General features: G+C 72.6%; 11 protein-coding genes and 4 pseudogenes. 14 read left to right on the forward strand and 1 reads right to left on the reverse strand.

Going from position 1 to position 16,968, the window contains the following annotated elements; all coding sequences use genetic code 11:
* Positions 1 to 84: 84 nt before the first annotated feature.
* From ET445_RS07460 to ET445_RS07495, 8 genes and pseudogenes are all read left to right on the forward strand, one after another.
* Positions 85 to 1,203 carry a GuaB3 family IMP dehydrogenase-related protein gene (locus tag ET445_RS07460; RefSeq protein WP_129192454.1) on the forward strand — a complete coding sequence of 373 codons (1,119 nt, stop codon included), beginning with the start codon at positions 85 to 87 and terminating at the stop codon, positions 1,201 to 1,203.
* 258 nt (positions 1,204 to 1,461) lie between these two features.
* Positions 1,462 to 3,128 (forward strand): annotated as a pseudogene (locus ET445_RS18720) (glycerol-3-phosphate dehydrogenase/oxidase).
* A 78-nt stretch (positions 3,129 to 3,206) separates the two neighbouring features.
* A complete protein-coding gene (locus tag ET445_RS07470) occupies positions 3,207 to 4,010 on the forward strand; it encodes an SURF1 family cytochrome oxidase biogenesis protein (protein WP_129190233.1) in 804 nt (267 codons plus the stop codon).
* Between the two features lie 10 nt (positions 4,011 to 4,020).
* Positions 4,021 to 4,476: pseudogene (locus tag ET445_RS07475) on the forward strand (DUF3817 domain-containing protein); the annotation flags it as partial.
* Entirely contained in the window at positions 4,454 to 6,127 is a 1,674-nt protein-coding gene (guaA, locus tag ET445_RS07480) for a glutamine-hydrolyzing GMP synthase (RefSeq protein WP_129190235.1), read from the forward strand. The pseudogene ET445_RS07475 and the gene guaA, both read left to right, overlap by 23 nt.
* Positions 6,128 to 6,253: 126 nt before the next feature.
* Positions 6,254 to 7,197: pseudogene (locus ET445_RS07485) on the forward strand (L-lactate dehydrogenase).
* A gap of 157 nt (positions 7,198 to 7,354) precedes the next feature.
* Complete coding sequence (locus ET445_RS07490; protein ID WP_129190237.1) at positions 7,355 to 7,786, forward strand: YciI family protein; 432 nt, start codon at positions 7,355 to 7,357, stop codon at positions 7,784 to 7,786.
* 18 nt (positions 7,787 to 7,804) lie between these two features.
* Positions 7,805 to 9,154 carry an RNA polymerase sigma factor gene (locus ET445_RS07495; protein ID WP_129190239.1) on the forward strand — a complete coding sequence of 450 codons (1,350 nt, stop codon included), beginning with the start codon at positions 7,805 to 7,807 and terminating at the stop codon, positions 9,152 to 9,154.
* Positions 9,155 to 9,267: 113 nt separating this feature from the next.
* Here ET445_RS07495 and ET445_RS07500 read toward each other — a convergent pair.
* Positions 9,268 to 10,079: pseudogene (locus ET445_RS07500) on the reverse strand (Bax inhibitor-1/YccA family protein).
* Between the two features lie 185 nt (positions 10,080 to 10,264).
* Here ET445_RS07500 and ET445_RS07505 point away from each other — a divergent pair.
* From ET445_RS07505 to ET445_RS17205, 6 genes are all read left to right on the forward strand, one after another.
* Positions 10,265 to 11,311: a glycerophosphodiester phosphodiesterase family protein gene (locus tag ET445_RS07505; protein WP_129190241.1), complete on the forward strand. Its 1,047-nt coding sequence runs from the start codon at positions 10,265 to 10,267 to the stop codon at positions 11,309 to 11,311.
* A gap of 150 nt (positions 11,312 to 11,461) precedes the next feature.
* A complete protein-coding gene (locus ET445_RS07510) occupies positions 11,462 to 12,748 on the forward strand; it encodes a F390 synthetase-related protein (RefSeq protein WP_165314333.1) in 1,287 nt (428 codons plus the stop codon).
* Entirely contained in the window at positions 12,741 to 13,763 is a 1,023-nt protein-coding gene (locus tag ET445_RS07515; RefSeq protein WP_129190244.1) for an NAD-dependent epimerase/dehydratase family protein, read from the forward strand. Before ET445_RS07510 ends, ET445_RS07515 begins: the two co-directional genes overlap by 8 nt.
* The gene (locus ET445_RS07520; protein ID WP_129190246.1) at positions 13,760 to 14,974 is read left to right on the forward strand and encodes a glycosyltransferase; all 1,215 of its coding nucleotides are present in this window, start codon (positions 13,760 to 13,762) and stop codon (positions 14,972 to 14,974) included. Before ET445_RS07515 ends, ET445_RS07520 begins: the two co-directional genes overlap by 4 nt.
* Positions 14,971 to 15,603 (forward strand): hypothetical protein, encoded by a 633-nt coding sequence (locus ET445_RS17200; RefSeq protein WP_165314334.1) that lies wholly within the window; start codon positions 14,971 to 14,973, stop codon positions 15,601 to 15,603. Before ET445_RS07520 ends, ET445_RS17200 begins: the two co-directional genes overlap by 4 nt.
* Before the next feature lie 475 nt (positions 15,604 to 16,078).
* Positions 16,079 to 16,951, forward strand: coding sequence for a glycosyltransferase (locus ET445_RS17205; RefSeq protein WP_165314335.1), 873 nt, complete (start codon positions 16,079 to 16,081; stop codon positions 16,949 to 16,951).
* Positions 16,952 to 16,968 lie beyond the last annotated feature (17 nt).

The raw sequence follows: 16,968 nt of genomic DNA on the forward strand, positions 1-16,968 counted from the left end.
CCTCGTGCCGCGCGTCTCCGGACGAGCGCGCGGCCGAGGCATCCGCTCGCCGTCGACCCGGCCGGGTAGGCTGGCATCGTGAGTATGGAGATCGAGATCGGCCGCTCCAAGCGGGGCCGTCGCGTTTACGCGTTCGACGACATCGCCATCGTTCCGAGCAGGCGCACGCGCGACCCCGAGGACGTGTCGGTGAGCTGGTCGATCGACGCGTACCAGTTCGACATCCCGTTCCTCGCCGCCCCCATGGACTCCGTCGTCTCGCCGCAGACGGCGATCATGATCGGCCAGCTCGGCGGCCTCGGCGTGCTCGACCTCGAAGGCCTCTGGACGCGGTACGAAGACCCCGAGCCCGTCCTCGCCGAGATCCGCGAGCTCTGGCCCGAGAACGCGACCGCGCGCATGCAAGAGCTCTACAGCGAGCCCATCAAGCCCGAGCTCGTCACGCAGCGCCTCGCCGAGATCCGCGCCGCGGGCGTCACCGTGGCCGGCGCCCTCTCGCCGCAGCGCACGCAAGAGCTCTACGAGACCGTCGTCGCCGCGGGCGTCGACCTCTTCGTCATCCGCGGCACGACCGTGTCGGCCGAGCACGTCTCGAAGCAGCACGAGCCGCTCAACCTCAAGAAGTTCATCTACGAACTCGACGTGCCCGTCATCGTCGGCGGGGCCGCGACCTACACGGCCGCCCTCCACCTCATGCGCACGGGCGCGGCCGGCGTCCTCGTCGGCTTCGGCGGCGGCGCCGCCTCGACGACGCGCGCCGCTCTCGGCATCCACGCGCCCATGGCCACGGCAGTTGCCGATGTCGCCGGCGCACGCCGCGACTACCTCGACGAGTCGGGCGGCCGCTACGTGCACGTCATCGCAGACGGCGGGCTCGGGGCATCCGGAGACATCGTCAAGGCGATCGCCTGCGGTGCCGACGCCGTCATGCTCGGCGCCGCGCTCGCGCGCGCGACCGACGCGCCCGGCGGCGGCTGGCACTGGGGCGCCGAAGCGCACCACCCCAAGCTGCCGCGCGGCCAACGCGTGCAGGTCGGGCAGGTCGCGCCCCTCGAAGAGATCCTCTACGGGCCGGCGCCCGGCGCCGACGGCACCGCGAACCTCGTGGGCGCGCTCCGCAAGTCGATGGCGACGACGGGGTACTCCGACCTCAAGGAGTTCCAGCGCGTCGAGGTCGTCGTCGCGCCGTACCAAGGGGTGTAGGCGAGGCATCCGCCGCGCCGCGAACGCCGACTCGACCGTCGTATTCCGGGCACAACCCGCGCTGCCTCCGGTAGCGTTGGAGGAGGCGCCGCAGCCCGTGCGACGTCGGGGGACGGGGGCGAGATGGCCACGCAGAACACCGCACCGAAGCGCACGCCGAAGGCGGCGGCGAATGCCGAACCGAATGCCGCCGCGAAGGCCCGGCAGAAGTCGGTCGCGCGTTCCACGAAGCTCGGGCCCGAAGAGCGGGCGGCGGCGATTTCGAGGCTCAAAGAGAAAGAGCTCGACATCCTCGTCGTCGGAGCCGGCATCGTCGGCGCCGGCGCGGCCCTCGACGCCGTGACCCGCGGACTCTCGACGGGGCTGCTCGAAGCGCGCGACTTCGCGTCGGGCACGTCGAGCCGGTCGTCGAAGCTCATCCACGGCGGCATCCGCTATCTCGAACAGCTCGACTTCCACCTCGTGCGCGAGGCCCTCATCGAACGCGGCCTCCTGCTGCAGCGCATCGCGCCGCACCTCGTGAAGCCCGTGCGGTTCCTCTACCCGCTGAAGAAGCGCGTGACCGAGCGGTTCTACGTCGGCGCGGGCATGATGCTCTACGACATCTTCAGCTACACGGGTCCGCTGCGTCCGGGCGTGCCGCACCACCGGCATCTCTCGAAGCGGCAGGTGCTGCGGGCGTCGCCGTCGATCTCGTCGAACTTCCTCGTCGGCGGCCTCACCTACTACGACGCGCAGATGGACGACGCGCGCTACGTCTCGACCCTCGCACGCACGGCGTCGTCGTACGGCGCGCACGTCGCGAGCCGCGTCAACGTCGAGGGATTCATCAAGGTCGGCGAGCGGGTCGTGGGCGTGCGCGCGCACGACCTCGAGACGGGCGAGCGGTTCGAGGTGAGGGCCAAGCAGGTCGTCAACGCGACCGGTGTGTGGACCGACGACACGCAGCGCATGGTCGGCGAACGCGGCACCTTCAAGGTGCGCGCGTCGAAGGGCGTGCACCTCGTGGTGCCGCGCGACCGCTTCCAGTCGAACTCGGGCTTCTCCTCCGCACCGAGAAGAGCGTGCTGTTCGTCATCCCGTGGGGCCGCCACTGGCTCATCGGCACGACCGACACCGACTGGAACCTCGACAAGGCGCACCCCGCCGCGACGGCCGCCGACATCGACTACATCCTCGAGCACGTCAACCAGGTGCTCGCCGTGCCGCTCACGCGCGAAGACGTCGAGGGCGTGTACGCGGGCCTCCGCCCGCTCCTCGCGGGCGAGAGCGACCAGACGTCGAAGCTCTCTCGTGAGCACCTCGTCGCCCACACGGTGCCGGGGCTCGTCGTCGTCGCGGGCGGCAAGTTCACGACCTATCGGGTGATGGCGAAAGACGCGATCGACGCCGCCGCCGACGCGCTCGACGGTCGCGTGCCGGCGTCGGTGACCGAGAACATCCCGCTCCTCGGCGCCGAGGGCTACCTCGCCGCGTGGAACAAGCGGGCGAAGATCGCGCGCGCGTTCGACGTGCACAAGGTGCGCATCGAACACCTGCTCAACCGGTTCGGCACGCTCACCGACGACCTCCTCGACCTCATCCGCAACGATCCGTCGCTCGGCGAACCGCTGCCCGGCGCCGACGACTACCTCGGCGCCGAGGTCGTGTACGCGGCCTCGCACGAGGGGGCACTGCACCTCGACGACGTGCTCGCCCGGCGCACGCGCATCTCGATCGAGGCGTGGGACAGAGGCGTCTCGGCGGCGCCCGTCGCCGCGAAGCTCATGGGCCGCGTGCTCGGGTGGGACGCCTCGCGCGAGCAGCTCGAGGTCGAACGCTACCTCCAGCGCGTCGAGGCGGAGCGCGCGTCGCAGCTGCAACCCGACGACGAGTCGGCCGACCGCGTTCGCCTCGAGGCACCCGACATCGTGAAGGTCGACTGAGGGGCATCCGGCACTCAGGAACGGCCGGATAGGCTGGACGCGCTCCGTCTGCCGACCCCCTGAGGACCCATGCTCCGCATGATGCTGCGCCCGCGCTGGGTGCTCGCGCTCATCGCCGCGCTCGCCGTGGCCGGCGGGTTCGCGCTGCTCAGCCAGTGGCAGGTCGACCGCGCGGTCGAGCAGGCCGTCGTCGACGACCGGCCGACCGAGGAGGTCCGCCCCTTCGCCGATGTCGTGGCCGAGCCCGACGCGCCCACGGAGCAGGATGCGACCGGTCAGATGGTCGAGGTGCGCGGGCGGTTCGTCGCGGGCGACACGGTGCTCGTCGACGGTCGGCTGAACGACGGCGTCGCGGGCACGTGGGTGGTCGCGCACCTGGATGTCACGGATGCCTCGCCCGGGGGTCTGCCGGTCGCGCTCGGGTGGGCGGCGGACCGCGCCGACGCCGAGCGGGCGCGCGACGCGTTCGACGCGGAGGTCGCCGCGGCTGCCGATGCGGACGCCGCCGAGGTGACGGTCACGGGCCGCTTCCTTCCGAGCGAGGCGCCGATCCTTCCCGACGAGGGCGGCGACCCGTACGCGATGCAGACCGTCGCGGTGGCCCAGCTCGTCAACCTGTGGGCCGACTTCGACGACCGCCCCGCGTACTTCGGATACGTCACGAGCCAGCAGCCGCTGGTCGACGGCCTCGACGCGATCTCGTCGCCGCCGCCCGAGCAGCAGACCGAGCTGAACTGGCTCAACGTGTTCTACGCGATCGAGTGGGTCGTGTTCGCGGGCTTCGCGATCTTCCTGTGGTGGCGGCTCGTGAAGGACGCCGTCGAGCGCGAGCGCGAAGAGGCCGAGCTCGAGGCATCCGAGCGCTCAGCAACGGCCCGGTAGACTCGTACCCATGCCCCTCGAGCCGAAACTCGCCGATCTGCCGCGCATCCGCGGGGCGCTCAAGTTCTATGTCGTCTGCTCGACCATCACGGGCGTCATGCTGCTGCTCCTGTGCGCCGAGATGATCGTCAAGTACGGCCTCGGGTACGAGCTCTTCGGCTTCGGGCCGGCGGGCTTCCTGACCTTCGCCCCGGTCGTCCAGGGCCCCGAGGGGCTCGAGTCCTCGGGCGTCGGCGTCAACCTGTCGACGGGCATCCTCATCGCCCACGGCTGGTTCTACGTGCTCTACCTCTTCAGCTGCTTCCGCCTGTGGAGCCTCATGCGCTGGCAGGCGCTCCGACTGCTGCTCCTCGCCGCGGGCGGCGTCGTGCCGTTCCTGTCGTTCTTCCTCGAGGCGCGCATCGGCCGCGAGGTGCGCGCGTACCTCGCGAAGCGCGAGGTGGATGCCTCGGTGTCGACCGGCCCCGACCAGACCACCCCGACCAGCCCACCGTGGAGGCCGCCCAGTGAGTGCAGAGCCCGTGAACGCCGAGACCGCGACCAGCCAGACCGAGCACCGTCCCGTCCTCGTCGTCGACTTCGGCGCACAGTACGCGCAGCTCATCGCGCGGCGCGTGCGCGAGGCATCCGTCTACTCCGAGATCGTGCCGCACACGATCACGGCCGACGAGGTGCGTGCGCTCGACCCGATCGGCATCGTGCTGTCGGGCGGCCCGAGCTCGGTCTACGAAGAGGGCGCCCCGTCGCTCGACCCGGGCATCCTCGAGCTCGGCGTGCCGACGCTCGGCATCTGCTACGGCTTCCAGGTCATGGCGCAGCAGCTCGGCGGCGAGGTCGCGCACACGGGCGCGCGCGAGTACGGCGCGACCGATGCGAAGGTCGTGGATGTCTCGGGCAACCCCCTTCTCGCCGACCAGCCCGCCGCGCAGACGGTGTGGATGAGCCACGGCGACTCGGTGTCGCGTGCGCCCGAGGGCTTCGAGGTGCTCGCCTCGACCGAGGGCACGCCCGTCGCGGCGTTCGGCAACGACGAGAAGAAGTTCTACGGCGTGCAGTGGCACCCCGAGGTGAAGCACTCCGAGTACGGCCAGAGCGTGCTCGAGAACTTCCTGCACCGGGCCGCGGGCATCCCCGCCGACTGGAACCCGGGCAACGTCATCGCCGAGCAGGTCGAGCGCATCCGCGCGCAGGTCGGCTCCGCGCGGGTCATCGCGGGGCTCTCGGGCGGCGTCGACTCGGCCGTCGCGGCGGCGCTCGTGCACAAGGCGGTCGGCGACCAGCTCGTGTGCGTGTTCGTCGACCACGGCCTCCTCCGCAAGGGCGAGCGCGAGCAGGTCGAGACCGACTACGTCGCGGCGACCGGCATCCGGCTCGTCACGGTCGACGCGGCCGACACGTTCCTCGACGCGCTCGCCGGGGTCAGCGACCCCGAGACGAAGCGCAAGATCATCGGCCGCGAGTTCATCCGCGCGTTCGAGCAGGCCGAGCGCGACCTCATCGCCGAGGCCGCGGCCGACGGCGAGCCGATCAAGTTCCTCGTGCAGGGCACGCTGTACCCCGACGTCGTCGAGTCGGGCGGCGGCACGGGCACGGCCAACATCAAGAGCCACCACAACGTCGGCGGCCTTCCCGAAGACCTGCAGTTCGAGCTCGTCGAGCCGCTCCGCACCCTCTTCAAAGACGAGGTGCGCGCGATCGGCCGCGAGCTCGGCCTCCCGCACGAGATCGTCGGGCGCCAGCCGTTTCCGGGGCCGGGCCTCGGCATCCGCATCGTGGGCGAGGTCACCCGTGATCGTCTCGATCTGCTCCGCGAAGCCGATGCCATCGCGCGCGAAGAGCTGACCGCGGCGGGCCTCGACGACGACATCTGGCAGTGCCCCGTCGTGCTCCTCGCCGACGTGCGCTCGGTGGGCGTGCAGGGCGACGGCCGCACCTACGGCCACCCCATCGTGCTGCGTCCCGTTTCGTCGGAGGACGCCATGACGGCCGACTGGACGCGCCTGCCCTACGACGTCCTCGCGAAGATCTCGAACCGGATCACGAACGAGGTGCGCGAGGTCAACCGCGTCGTGCTCGACGTCACCTCGAAGCCGCCGGGGACGATCGAGTGGGAGTGAGCGCGTCGCTCACGTGACGAAGGGCGCGGGCCGCAAGGTCCGCGCCCTTCGGCGTTCGCGGAGGCCGGCCGCCGAGCGCTCGAATTCCCCCTGCCGCTCGCGCCCCCCACCTGGCAGGATGGCGACATGGTGGCTGTTCAGAATTCGAAACTGACCGTCGTCGGCGCCGGGGCGTCGGCACCAGCCTCGCCTTCGCGGCACTCATCCGCGGATCGGCGAACGAAGTCGCGCTCTACGACATCGCGAAGGCGAAGGTCGAGGCCGAAGTGCTCGACCTCGCGCACGGCACGCAGTTCACCCAGTCGTCGATCATCGGAGGAGACGATCCGGCGGTCATCGAGGGGTCGAACATCATCGTCATCACGGCGGGTGCGAAGCAGCAACCCGGCCAGACGCGCATGGACCTCGTCGGCACGAACGTCAAGATCCTCGAGGGCATGCTGCCCGTGCTCCTCGAGCGGGCGCCCGACGCGACGATCATCCTCGTCTCGAACCCCGTCGACGTGCTCACGCTCGCGGCGCAGAAGATCACGGGTCTGCCGACGAACCGCGTGTTCGGGTCGGGCACCGTGCTCGACACGTCGCGGTTCCGGTGGCTCCTCGCCAAGCGTGCGGGGGTCTCGACGTCGAGCGTGCACGCCGACATTGTGGGCGAGCACGGCGACACCGAGTTCCCCCTGTGGTCGAACGCGCGCATCGGCGCGATCCCGATCGAGGAGTGGGGCGGCGGCGACGTCTTCAGCCACGACGAGTTCGACGACATCGCGCACGAGGTGCGCACGGCCGCGTACAAGGTCATCGAGGGCAAGGGCGCCACGAACTACGCGATCGGCATCTCGGCGGCGCGCATCGTCGAGGCGGTCGTCAACGACGAGCGTGCGGTGCTGCCGGTCAGCACGGTGTTCTCGGGCATGTACGGCCTCAACGACGTCGCCCTCTCGGTTCCGAGCATCGTCGGCGCCGACGGCGCGGTCGCGCTCCCCGAGACGCCGTTCTCCGACGAGGAGCTCGGGCTGCTGCAGGCGTCGGGCGCCGCGATCCGCGAGGTCGCCGACTCGGTCGGCATCTGAGTCCGTCGCGCGCCGGTCGGCCGAGGCCGACGGCGGGCGCGCGGCAGAGACATCCGGATTGCTTCGAAGAAATCCGCGCGCCGTGTCGATCCCGCGGCTTCCCGTTCGACGTTCTGAGTGAGAGGGTCGAGACGCGACCCCGGACGAGGAGACTCCCATGACCAAGTACATGCTCATCATGCGCGCCGACGAGCGCGCCGCGGCCGCCTACGCGACCATGCCGTTCGAAGAGGTCATCGCCGCGATGGGCCGCTACAACGAATCGATGATGAACGCGGGGGTGCTCCTCACGGGCGACGGGCTCTCCGACGCGAGCGAGGGCGCCGTCGTCGACTTCGAGGGCGAGACCCCGCTCGTGACCGACGGCCCCTACGGCGAGCTCCGCGAACTCTTCAACGGGTTCTGGATGATCGAGACCGCCACGAAGGAAGAGGCGATCGAGTGGGCCAAGCGCGCCCCGCTCACGACGGGCAACTTCATCGAGGTGCGGCGCGTGAACGGCGTCGAGGACTTCCCGCAGGACAACGAGTGGATCCAGAAGCAGGCCGGCTGGCGCGAGGAGCAGGAGCAGCGCGCGGCGCAGGGCTGAGCGCGGCGCACGACTGACATGACGGATGCCTCGGGGTCGCCGCCTGCCCCTGAGCGGGTCGACGGGGGCGAGCCCGAGGCATCCGCGCGCGCCGAGGCATCCGCCCGCCGCGCCGTCGAGGCCGTGTGGCGCATCGAGTCCGCGCGCATCGTCGCGACCCTGACGCGCGCGGTGGGCGATTTCGCGCTCGCCGAGGATCTCGCGCAGGACGCCCTCGCCGACGCGCTCGCGCAGTGGCCGCAGGCCGGCGTGCCGAAGAACCCGGGCGCGTGGCTCACGGCGGTCGCGAAGCGGAAGGCGATCGACGGGTGGCGGCGGCGCGAGCGGTACGACGAACGGCTCGCGGAGATCGCGCACGACCTCTCGCAGCAGACTCCGGATGCCTCCGCAGCCGACCCGTGGGACCCCGATCGGATCGACGACGAGGTGCTCCGGCTCGTGTTCGTCGCGTGCCATCCGGTGCTCTCGCGTGAAGCGCGTGTCGCGCTGACGCTGCGGGTCGTCGGGGGGCTGACCACCGAGGAGATCGCGCGGCTCTTCCTCGTGCCCGTGCCGACCGTGCAGCAGCGGATCGTGCGCGCGAAGCAGGCGCTCGGCGACGCGGGCGTGCCGTTCGAGGTGCCCGCGCGCGACGAGTTCGGCGACCGGCTCGGCACCGTGCTCGGCGTGCTGTACCTGATCTTCACCGAGGGGCATACGGCGACGACGGGCGAGGACTGGATGCGCCCCGAACTCTCGCTCGAGGCGCTCCGGCTCGCGCGCGTGCTCGTCGCGCTCGTGCCGCGCGAGGCAGAGGCGCACGGGCTCGTCGCGCTCATGGAGCTCACGGCGGCAAGGTTCCCGGCGCGAGTGGATTCCTCGGGGTCGCCCGTCCTCCTCGCGGATCAAGACCGGTGCCGGTGGGATCGCTCCGCGATCGCGCGCGGACGCGCGGCGCTCGGGCGGGCTCGGGCGCTCGCGACTGGGGCCGGCCGCGGAGTCGGGTCCTACGCCCTGCAGGCGGCGATCGCCGAGCAGCACGCGGTCGCGGCATCCGTCGAGGAGACCGACTGGCGCGCGATCGTCGCGACCTATGACGCCCTCGCCGCGCTCGCGCCGTCGCCCGTCGTGGAGCTCAACCGGGCCGTCGCCGTGTCGATGGCGAGCGGTGAAGGGTTCGGCCCCGAGGCCGCCCTCGACCTCGTCGACGCGCTCGCCGGAGACAAGCGGCTCGCCCTCTCGCACCTCGTGCCGAGCGCGCGAGGAGAGCTCCTCGCACGGCTCGGCCGCGACGCCGAGGCCCGCGCCGAGTTCGAGCGCGCGGCCGCACTCGCGCAGAACGCGCGCGAGCGCGCCGTGCTCCTCGCGAAGGCCGCCGCGCGCCGCTGAGGTGCGGGCCGCCTCCGAAGGGTGCCGAACGGTGTCTGCTTCACTCAGCGGTGGCTTCGGCGTCACCGCCGGCGGCAGAACCCACCGTTCCGCCGTTCAGGTGGCGGCGAGCGCTAGTCGCGCGAGATCGCGATCATCCGCAGGATCTCGAGGTACAGCCAGATGACCGTGACCATGATGCCGAACGCGCCCGTCCACGAGTACTTCTTGGGGGCTCGGTTGCGCACGCCCTGCTGGATGAAGTCGAAGTCGAGCACGAGCGAGTACGCGCCGAGGAGGACGACGAAGACGCCGATGATGAGTCCGAGCGGGATGCCCGCGATCTCGACCGAGCCGCGGAGGCCCCACGGGTCGTCGTTCACGCCGAAGAGCATGAGGCCGACGTTCACGAGCGAGAAGACGAGGTAGCCGACCATCGCGACGAGGAAGATCTTCGTCGCGCGCTTCGACGCGCGCACCTTGCCCGAGGCGAAGAGCGCCAGGGTGACGCCCACGACGACGAGGGTCGCGATGACGGCCTGGCCGACGATGCCGTCCCACTGCGACTCGTAGAACGCAGAGATGGCGCCGAGGAAGATGCCCTGCGCGCCCGCGTACGCGAGGATGAGGGCGGGGACGGCTCCTTCTTGAACACGTTGACGAGGGCGAGCACGAAGCCGACGATGGCCGCGCCGATCCAGAGGAACGGCATGGGTGCGGCCGTGAACCAGCCGATCGCCGCGCCGACGAGGAGCACGCCGAACGAGATCGCCGACTTCAGGACGGCGTCGTCGTAGGTCATGACCTCGCGGTCGGGGAGCGTCGACGGGCGGTCGAACATCTCTTTCAGGTCTTGGGCGGATGCGTCTTGCGCGGCGGCGACGGCACCCGCTCCCTCGGAGGAGAACGCCTTGTTCTGCGAGAAGGCGGGGTTGTTGAGAGCCATTGCTGTGTGGTTCCTCTGCGTTCGGCGATCGTTGTCGGGTGGAGGGGAATCGTGCGCGGGGTTCCGCGTGCACCCAATCTACCGGGAGTTGTCCGTGACTCGGCCGTGAATCCGGACGACTTGCAGACCGCATTCCGGCGTCGGCATGCGCTTGTCGGCGCGGGCCCCGGGTTACGCTTTCACGCATGCTGGCAGACCGCGCGGGACATCCGATCGTCATCGGACACCGCGGCGCACCCGGGTACCGTCCCGAGCACACCGCCGAGGGGTACGAGCTCGCGTTCGCGCTCGGCGCCGACGCCGTCGAGCCCGACCTCGTCGCGACGCGCGACGGCGTGCTCGTGCTGCGGCACGAGAACGAGATCGGCGGCACGACCGACGTCGCCGAGCGCTCCGAGTTCGCGAGCCGTCGCACGGTGCGCGAGATCGACGGCAAGCCGCTCGACGGCTGGTTCACCGAGGACTTCACGTGGGCCGAGTTGTCGACGCTGCGCTCGCGCGAGCGCATCCCCGAGACGCGGCCGCTGTCGCGCAGCTTCGACGGGCGCTACCCCGTCATCCGGTTGCGCGATCTGTTCCAGATCGTCGATCGCGCGGCCGACGAGCAGGGGCGGATGCTCCGCATGGTCGCCGAGTTCAAGCACGCGAGCCACTTCGATTCGCTCGGGCTCCCGCTCGACGAGCTGTTCATCGCCGAGCTCGAGGCGGCCGGGTGGGGGCGCGGAGACGACCGTCTCGTCATGGAGTCGTTCGAGCCGACCCTGCTCGACCGGCTCGGGGCGCGCGGCATCGCCGGCAAGCGCGTCTTCCTCATCGAGGCCGTCGGGGCGCCCTACGACCAGGTGCTCGCGAACGGGCGTGCGGCGGTGCGATACGACGACTACGCGACCGAGGCGGGCCTCCTCGGCCTCGCGGGCCGGTTCGACGGGGTGAGCGTCGACAAGGCGCGCCTCGTCGGCGAGCCGACGGCCGCGCAGAAGGCGGATGCCACGATCCTGCGCGGCGCCGAGCTGGTGGATGCCGCACACTCGGCGGGGCTCGCGGTCTACACGTGGACGCTCCGCGCCGAGAACCGCTTCCTCACGGCGCCGTACCGGCACGGCACCGCGCGCGCGGGCGTCGGCGACTGGGCGGGCGAGTTCGGCGAGGTCATCGGCACGGGCGTCGACGGCATCTTCGTCGACCAGCCCGACCTCGGGGTCGCGGCGCGGGAGTTCGCGGGACACGACTGACCGAGTGCCGGATGTCCCGGTCGGCACCGCTTTCGGCGTGCCGTGTGGACAGCTCGCGGGCGTGCCGCTCGGCCGCCGCTATCCTGCAGCGATGCACTCTCGACGCGTCCCGGCGCCGCTCATCGCGCTCGGAGCCTTCGCGGGTGCGCGGTGGGGGTTCGGCTCGGGGGAGCGCGTGGTCTCGAACGGCGCACGCGTCGAGGCATCCGCCGACTGCTCGACACGCGCCTCGCGACCGTCGCGTTCTACGACGGCCGCGCACGCACGCTCGACGCGCTGCCGATCGTCGACAAGGCGACCGTGCGCGAGCGCTTCGTCGACTTCAACGTGCCGCGTGTGACGCTCGAGCAGGCGCTCGCGCACGCGACCGACGCCGAGGAGCGGCGCGATTTCCGAGACGAGCTGCCCGGCGGCATCACGGTCGGCCTCTCGAGCGGCACGTCGGGACGGCCGGGCGTGTTCCTCGTCTCGGAGCGGGAGCGCATGCTGTGGGCGGGCACGGTGCTCGGGCGGCTCCTCGATTCGGTGAGCGTGCGGCAGCTCGTGACGCCGTGGGCGCGGCCCGTGCGCATCGCGTTCGCGCTGCGTGCCAACAGCACGCTCTACGAGGCGGTCACGAGCCGGCGCCTGCGGTTCGGGTTCGTCGACCTCGTTGCGCCGTTCGACGAGGTGCGGGCGGCCGTGCAGCGCGTCGATCCCGACGTGCTCGTCGCGCCGTCGACCGTGCTCGGCGCGCTTGCGAAGGCGGCGCTCGAGACGGCCGAGCCAGGCGCGCTCCACATCACCCCGCGGCTCGTGATCGCGGTGGCCGAGGTGCTCGACGACGACACTGCGGCGCTCGTGCTGCGCGCGTGGGGCGTGCGCCCGCGCCGCGTGTACCAGGCGACCGAGGGGCTCCTCGCGCTCGACTGTGCGCACGGCAATCTGCACCTCAACGAACGGCACGTGCACGTCGAGCCCGAGTGGCTCGACCTCGACGAGCGCCGGTTCTCGCCCATCGTGACCGACCTGACCCGCACCACGCAGCTCGTCGTACGCTACCGGCTCGACGACGTGCTGCGGGTGCCCGCAGAGCCCGTCGAATGCCCGTGCGGCGACCCGTCGCTCGTGCTCGAGGCCGTCGAGGGGCGGGCCGACGAGACGATCGTCGTCGCCGACGGGCGCGGGGGCGAGGCATCCGTGTTCCCTGACGCCGTGCGTCGGGCGCTCGCGGTCGCCGGGGCCTCCGATTGGTCGATCCGCTGGGGCGACGGGGCGCTCGAGCTCGCGCTCCGCGACGACCGCCGCGAGACGCGCACGGCGGCCGAGTGGGCGCTCGAGCGGCTGTTCGAGACGTTGCGGTTGCCGGTCCCCGAGATCGTCGCGGCTGCATGGCGGGCGCCCGAGGCGGGCGCGAAGACGGTGCGCATCAGGCGGAAGGAGCGGGCGGATGTCTGAGCCGCGCGCCACTCGCCCGACCCGCGTCCTCGTGACCGGCGCCACGGGGTTCGTCGGCGGCGCGCTCTTCCGCGCGCTCCGCGCGCGCGACGGGCTCGAAGTCGTCGGGCTCGGCCGTCGCGAGACGCCCGACACCGTGAGCCGCGACCTGACGCGGCCGCTCGGCCTGGACTTCGGGCCCGACGACTTCGCGCCCGACGTCATCGTGCACGCCGCCGCGCGCGCGAGCCAGTGGGGCACGCGTGCCGAGTTCGAGGCGCAGAACGTGACGGCGACGCGGAACGTGCTCGACTTCGCGGTGCGCAGCGCGCAGCGAAGCGGCCGGATGCCGCGCATCGTCTACGTCTCGTCGACGTCGGTGCTCTACACCCCTGCCGACCAGTTCGGGCTCACCGAGGAGAGCCCGGCGGGCCCGAGGTTCCTGAACGAGTACGCGCGCACGAAGCACGCGGGCGAGCTCGTCGTGCGCGAGCACCCCGGCGAGTGGGTGATTGCGCGGCCCCGCGCCGTGTTCGGGCCCGGCGACACGACCCTCCTGCCCCGCATCGTCGAGGCCGCGCGCGCGGGTCGCCTGCCGTTCCTCGGCGACCCCGCGCGCCCCGCGATGGGCGATCTCGTCTACATCGACACCCTCGTCGACCAGCTCGCGCGGCTCGCCCTGCGGCCGGGGCTCTCGCGCGAGACCGTCAACCTCACGAACGGCGAGGCCGTTCCCCTCATGCCGACGATCGCGCGCATTCTCGCCGCCCTCGACGTGCCCGTGCCGACCCGGCACCTGCCGCGCGGCGCCGCGCTCGCGCTCGCGCTCGCAGCCGAGACGGCGTGGCGCCTCGCCCGCCGACGCGACGAGCCGCCGCTCACGCGCTACGCGGTGCACCTGCTCACGTCGTCGAAGACATTCGACGACGCGCACTCGCGACGCCTCGTCGGCGCGCCCGCGGTGTCGATCGACGAGGGCATCTCGCGGACGGTCTCGGCATTCCGTGCTGAGTTCGCGATCGAGGGCGCCGGATGACCCGGGGCGGGCGTTCCGACCGCGGGCGCGTCCCGCGCGCGCTCGGCCGAGGCGGCCGCACGGGCGCCGCGTTCGCGGTCGTGTACCTCGCCGTGCTCGTCGCGAAGGCCGTCCTCTCGGCCGTCGCCGTCCGCCGCAGGCGCGCCCGCATCGAGGCATCCGCTCGCCCGCCGCTGCCGCCCGAGGCGTTCACGATCGTGCAGCCCGTGCTCGGCGGCGACCCGCGACTGGCAGACACCCTCGCCCACACCCTGCGCGTCGCGCCGCGCTCGACCGTCGTGTGGCTCGTCGACGTCGACGACCCCGCGGGCCGCGCCGCCGCCGAGGAGGCCGCCGCGCTCGTGCCGCACGCCGACGTGCGGATCGTCGACTGCCCGCCCGCTCCCGAGCATGCGAGCCCCAAGACGTTCAAGCTCGCGCTCGCCGAGGCGGAGCTCCGCACCGAGGCGTTCGCGATCGTCGACGACGACACGCGCGTGAGCGAGGAGGGGCTCCGGGCGCTCGCCGAAGGGCTCGAGATCGCCGAGGCGAGCACCGGCCTCCCGCGGTACGCGGCGGCACCGGGCGTGTGGTCGGAGCTCGTCGCCCAGTTCGTCAACGACCAGTCCGCCTTCACCTACCTGCCGGCCGCGGCGCTCGCTCCCGCGCGCACGGTCAACGGCATGACATGGGCGATGCGCACGGCGACGCTCCGCGGCCTCGGCGGGTTCGCGCCGCTCGCCGACCGCATCGCCGACGATCTCGCGGTCGCGACGAGGCTCAAGGCCGCGGGCGGCCGCATCGACCAGACCGACGTCGTGCAGACCGTGTCGACGACGGTCGAGGGGTTCGGGCCGTACCGGCGCATCATGCACCGGTGGATGCGGTTCGCCGTGCTCGTGCTCCGCGAGGAGCCGCCCGCCTGGCGGGCGGCCATCGCCGTGGCGGGGGCGCTTCCGGGGCTCCTCCTCACGGGGGCGGTCGCGCTGCTCGCGCGGCGCGACGCGCGGCGGCTCAGCGTGCTCGCGGGATTCCTCGCCGTGCGGGCGGCGATCGTCAGCGCGGCGCATCGGAGGCTCGGCGGGGCATCCGCCCACCGTCCGGCGCTCTCCCTCGTCGCCGAGGCGCTCATGCCCGCCCAGTTCGCGTGGGCGGTCGTCGACCGCCGCATCGTGTGGCGCAAGCGCCGGTACCTCGTCGATGCCAACGACCGCTACCGGGAGGTGCGATGACGACGCCGACACCCGAATCGACCCTGCAGGTGCGCTTCCTGACCGGGCGCAGCGACCGTTCGACGACGGCGCTCTCGCCCGCGCAGCACGCGTTCCTCGACGCGCTGCCGCTCGACGAGGCCGAGCGCGTGCGCGTGAACTTCCCGTACGCCCCGGCGGCAGGGCCGTGGCGGAAGGTGCCGCTCCCCGTGGCATCCGTCCGGAACGCCCGCGACTACCTCGGCGCACGGCGCCGCGCCTTCGCGACCCGCCACACCGCCGACGTGCGCGCCGCCCTCGCGGGCGCCGACCGCCAGCTCGTGCTCGCGGGAAGCTGCGGGCTCGAGCTCCTCGGCGGGCTGCGGCTCGACGACGAGACGCTCGCGCGCGTGCACGTCGTCGCCTACGGCCCGGTCGCGCGCCGCCGCCCGCCCGTGTCGCTCGAGACCGTCGTGGGCGATCGCGACGGCATCGCCTCGCGCCGCCGGCTCGGCGAGCCCGACCACCGCATCGCGGCCGGGCATCTCGACTACCTCGCGTCGCCCGTGTTCCGCGAGATCGTCGTCGCGGCGATCGGGCGGCTGCGGGCGGAGGCGGCGTCGTCCGAAGCATCCGCGCCGGTCCCTTCCCCGGCGGAGCGCCTCGCATGACCGTCGAGTTCGTCTCCCCGCCGTTCGCGGGCCACCTGCACCCGATCCTCGGCATCGCCGTCGAGCTGCGGCGCCGCGGCGTGCCCGTGCGCGTCGTGAGCAGCGCCGGCGCGCGAGCGGCGATCGAGGCCGCGGGACTCGACGCCGCGGTCGTCGACGCGGCCGACGACGCGCGCATCGCCGCCGTCGCCGACCCGCCCGAACGCGTCGGGATCGACCCGCGGAAGCTCCTCGCCCAGTTCCGCGGCACGCTCGGGATCCTCGCCGACCTCCGCGCCGAACTCGACGCGCGCTACGCCGCCGGCGCGCCCGCGATCGTCGTGGCCGACTTCACGCTGCCCGTTGCGGGGCTCGCCGCGCGCGAGCGCGGAGCGCGGTGGTTCACGACGCACCCGTCGCCCGCGGCGGTCGGCGCGAACGACGGCACACCCGGCTACTGCGGGGACTGCTGCCGCCGAGGGGTCCGCTCGACCGGGTGCGCGACGCCGTCGCCCGGGCCGCGGTCCGCGGGTTCAAGCGCCTTGTGTTCGCGCTCGAGGCGAAGACCCTCCGGCGTCTCGGGTTCACCGGCGCGTTCCGGCCCGACGGCAGCGAGCAGGTGTACTCGCCCGACACGGTGCTCGTCCTCGCGCCCGAAGAGCTCGAGCTGCCGCGCACGTGGCCTGCGGCGTTCCGGTTCACGGGCGGCGTGCGCTACGCGCCGCCCGGAAGGCCCGGCCGGTGGGGGAGCGACGCGGTCGAAGAGGAGGATGTCTCGGGCTCGACGGATGTCTCGGGCGCGCCCGCTGCCCGCACCGGCGCCCGCACGGTGCGCGTGCTCGTGTCATGCGGCACGCACCTCGGAGCCGAGACCGCCGAACTCGTCGAGGCGGCCGCCGCCGCGGCGCGCATCGCGCCCGAGCTCGACCTCCACGTGACCCTCGGCGGCAGTGCGCGACCCGACCCGCTGCCGCGCGGCATCCGGGTGCACGACTACGTCGACTACGGAACACTCGACGACTACGACGTCATCGTCCACCACGGCGGCACGGGCATCGCGCTCGCCGCGGTCGCCGCCGGGAAGCCGTCGATCGTCGTGCCCCGCGACTACGACCAGCCCGACGTCGCCGCGCGGCTCGTGCACCACGGGCTCGGCCGAAGGGTCGACCCGAAGCTCCTCCGCCGCCCCGACGCGGGTGAGGTGCTCGCGTGCACGATCCGCGCCGAAGCCGATCCGTCGCCCGAGCGCGTCGCCGCCCTCGCCCGTTTCGCTCCGATCGCACGCCGCGACGGCGCTGCCGCGTCGGCCGACCTCATCGAGGCGGCGTGGCGCGAAGCCGTCGGGCGGCCCGCCGCAGGCATCCTGTAGACCCCGTCCCAGTTCCA

This window comes from Agromyces protaetiae (genome assembly GCF_004135405.1).
In the GTDB taxonomy this organism is placed as follows: domain Bacteria; phylum Actinomycetota; class Actinomycetes; order Actinomycetales; family Microbacteriaceae; genus Agromyces; species Agromyces protaetiae.

Bases quoted from the DNA above. Each gene is read 5' to 3' on its own strand.
- ET445_RS17200 (WP_165314334.1), top strand. From the start codon at position 14,971: ATGACGACGCCGACACCCGAATCGACCCTGCAGGTGCGCTTCCTGACC.
- ET445_RS07490 (WP_129190237.1), top strand. From the start codon at position 7,355: ATGACCAAGTACATGCTCATCATGCGCGCCGACGAGCGCGCCGCGGCC.
- guaA (WP_129190235.1), top strand. From the start codon at position 4,454: ATGCCTCGGTGTCGACCGGCCCCGACCAGACCACCCCGACCAGCCCAC.
- ET445_RS07505 (WP_129190241.1), top strand. From the start codon at position 10,265: ATGCTGGCAGACCGCGCGGGACATCCGATCGTCATCGGACACCGCGGC.
- ET445_RS07460 (WP_129192454.1), top strand. From the start codon at position 85: ATGGAGATCGAGATCGGCCGCTCCAAGCGGGGCCGTCGCGTTTACGCG.
- ET445_RS07515 (WP_129190244.1), top strand. From the start codon at position 12,741: ATGTCTGAGCCGCGCGCCACTCGCCCGACCCGCGTCCTCGTGACCGGC.
- ET445_RS07470 (WP_129190233.1), top strand. From the start codon at position 3,207: ATGATGCTGCGCCCGCGCTGGGTGCTCGCGCTCATCGCCGCGCTCGCC.
- ET445_RS07495 (WP_129190239.1), top strand. From the start codon at position 7,805: ATGACGGATGCCTCGGGGTCGCCGCCTGCCCCTGAGCGGGTCGACGGG.
- ET445_RS07520 (WP_129190246.1), top strand. From the start codon at position 13,760: ATGACCCGGGGCGGGCGTTCCGACCGCGGGCGCGTCCCGCGCGCGCTC.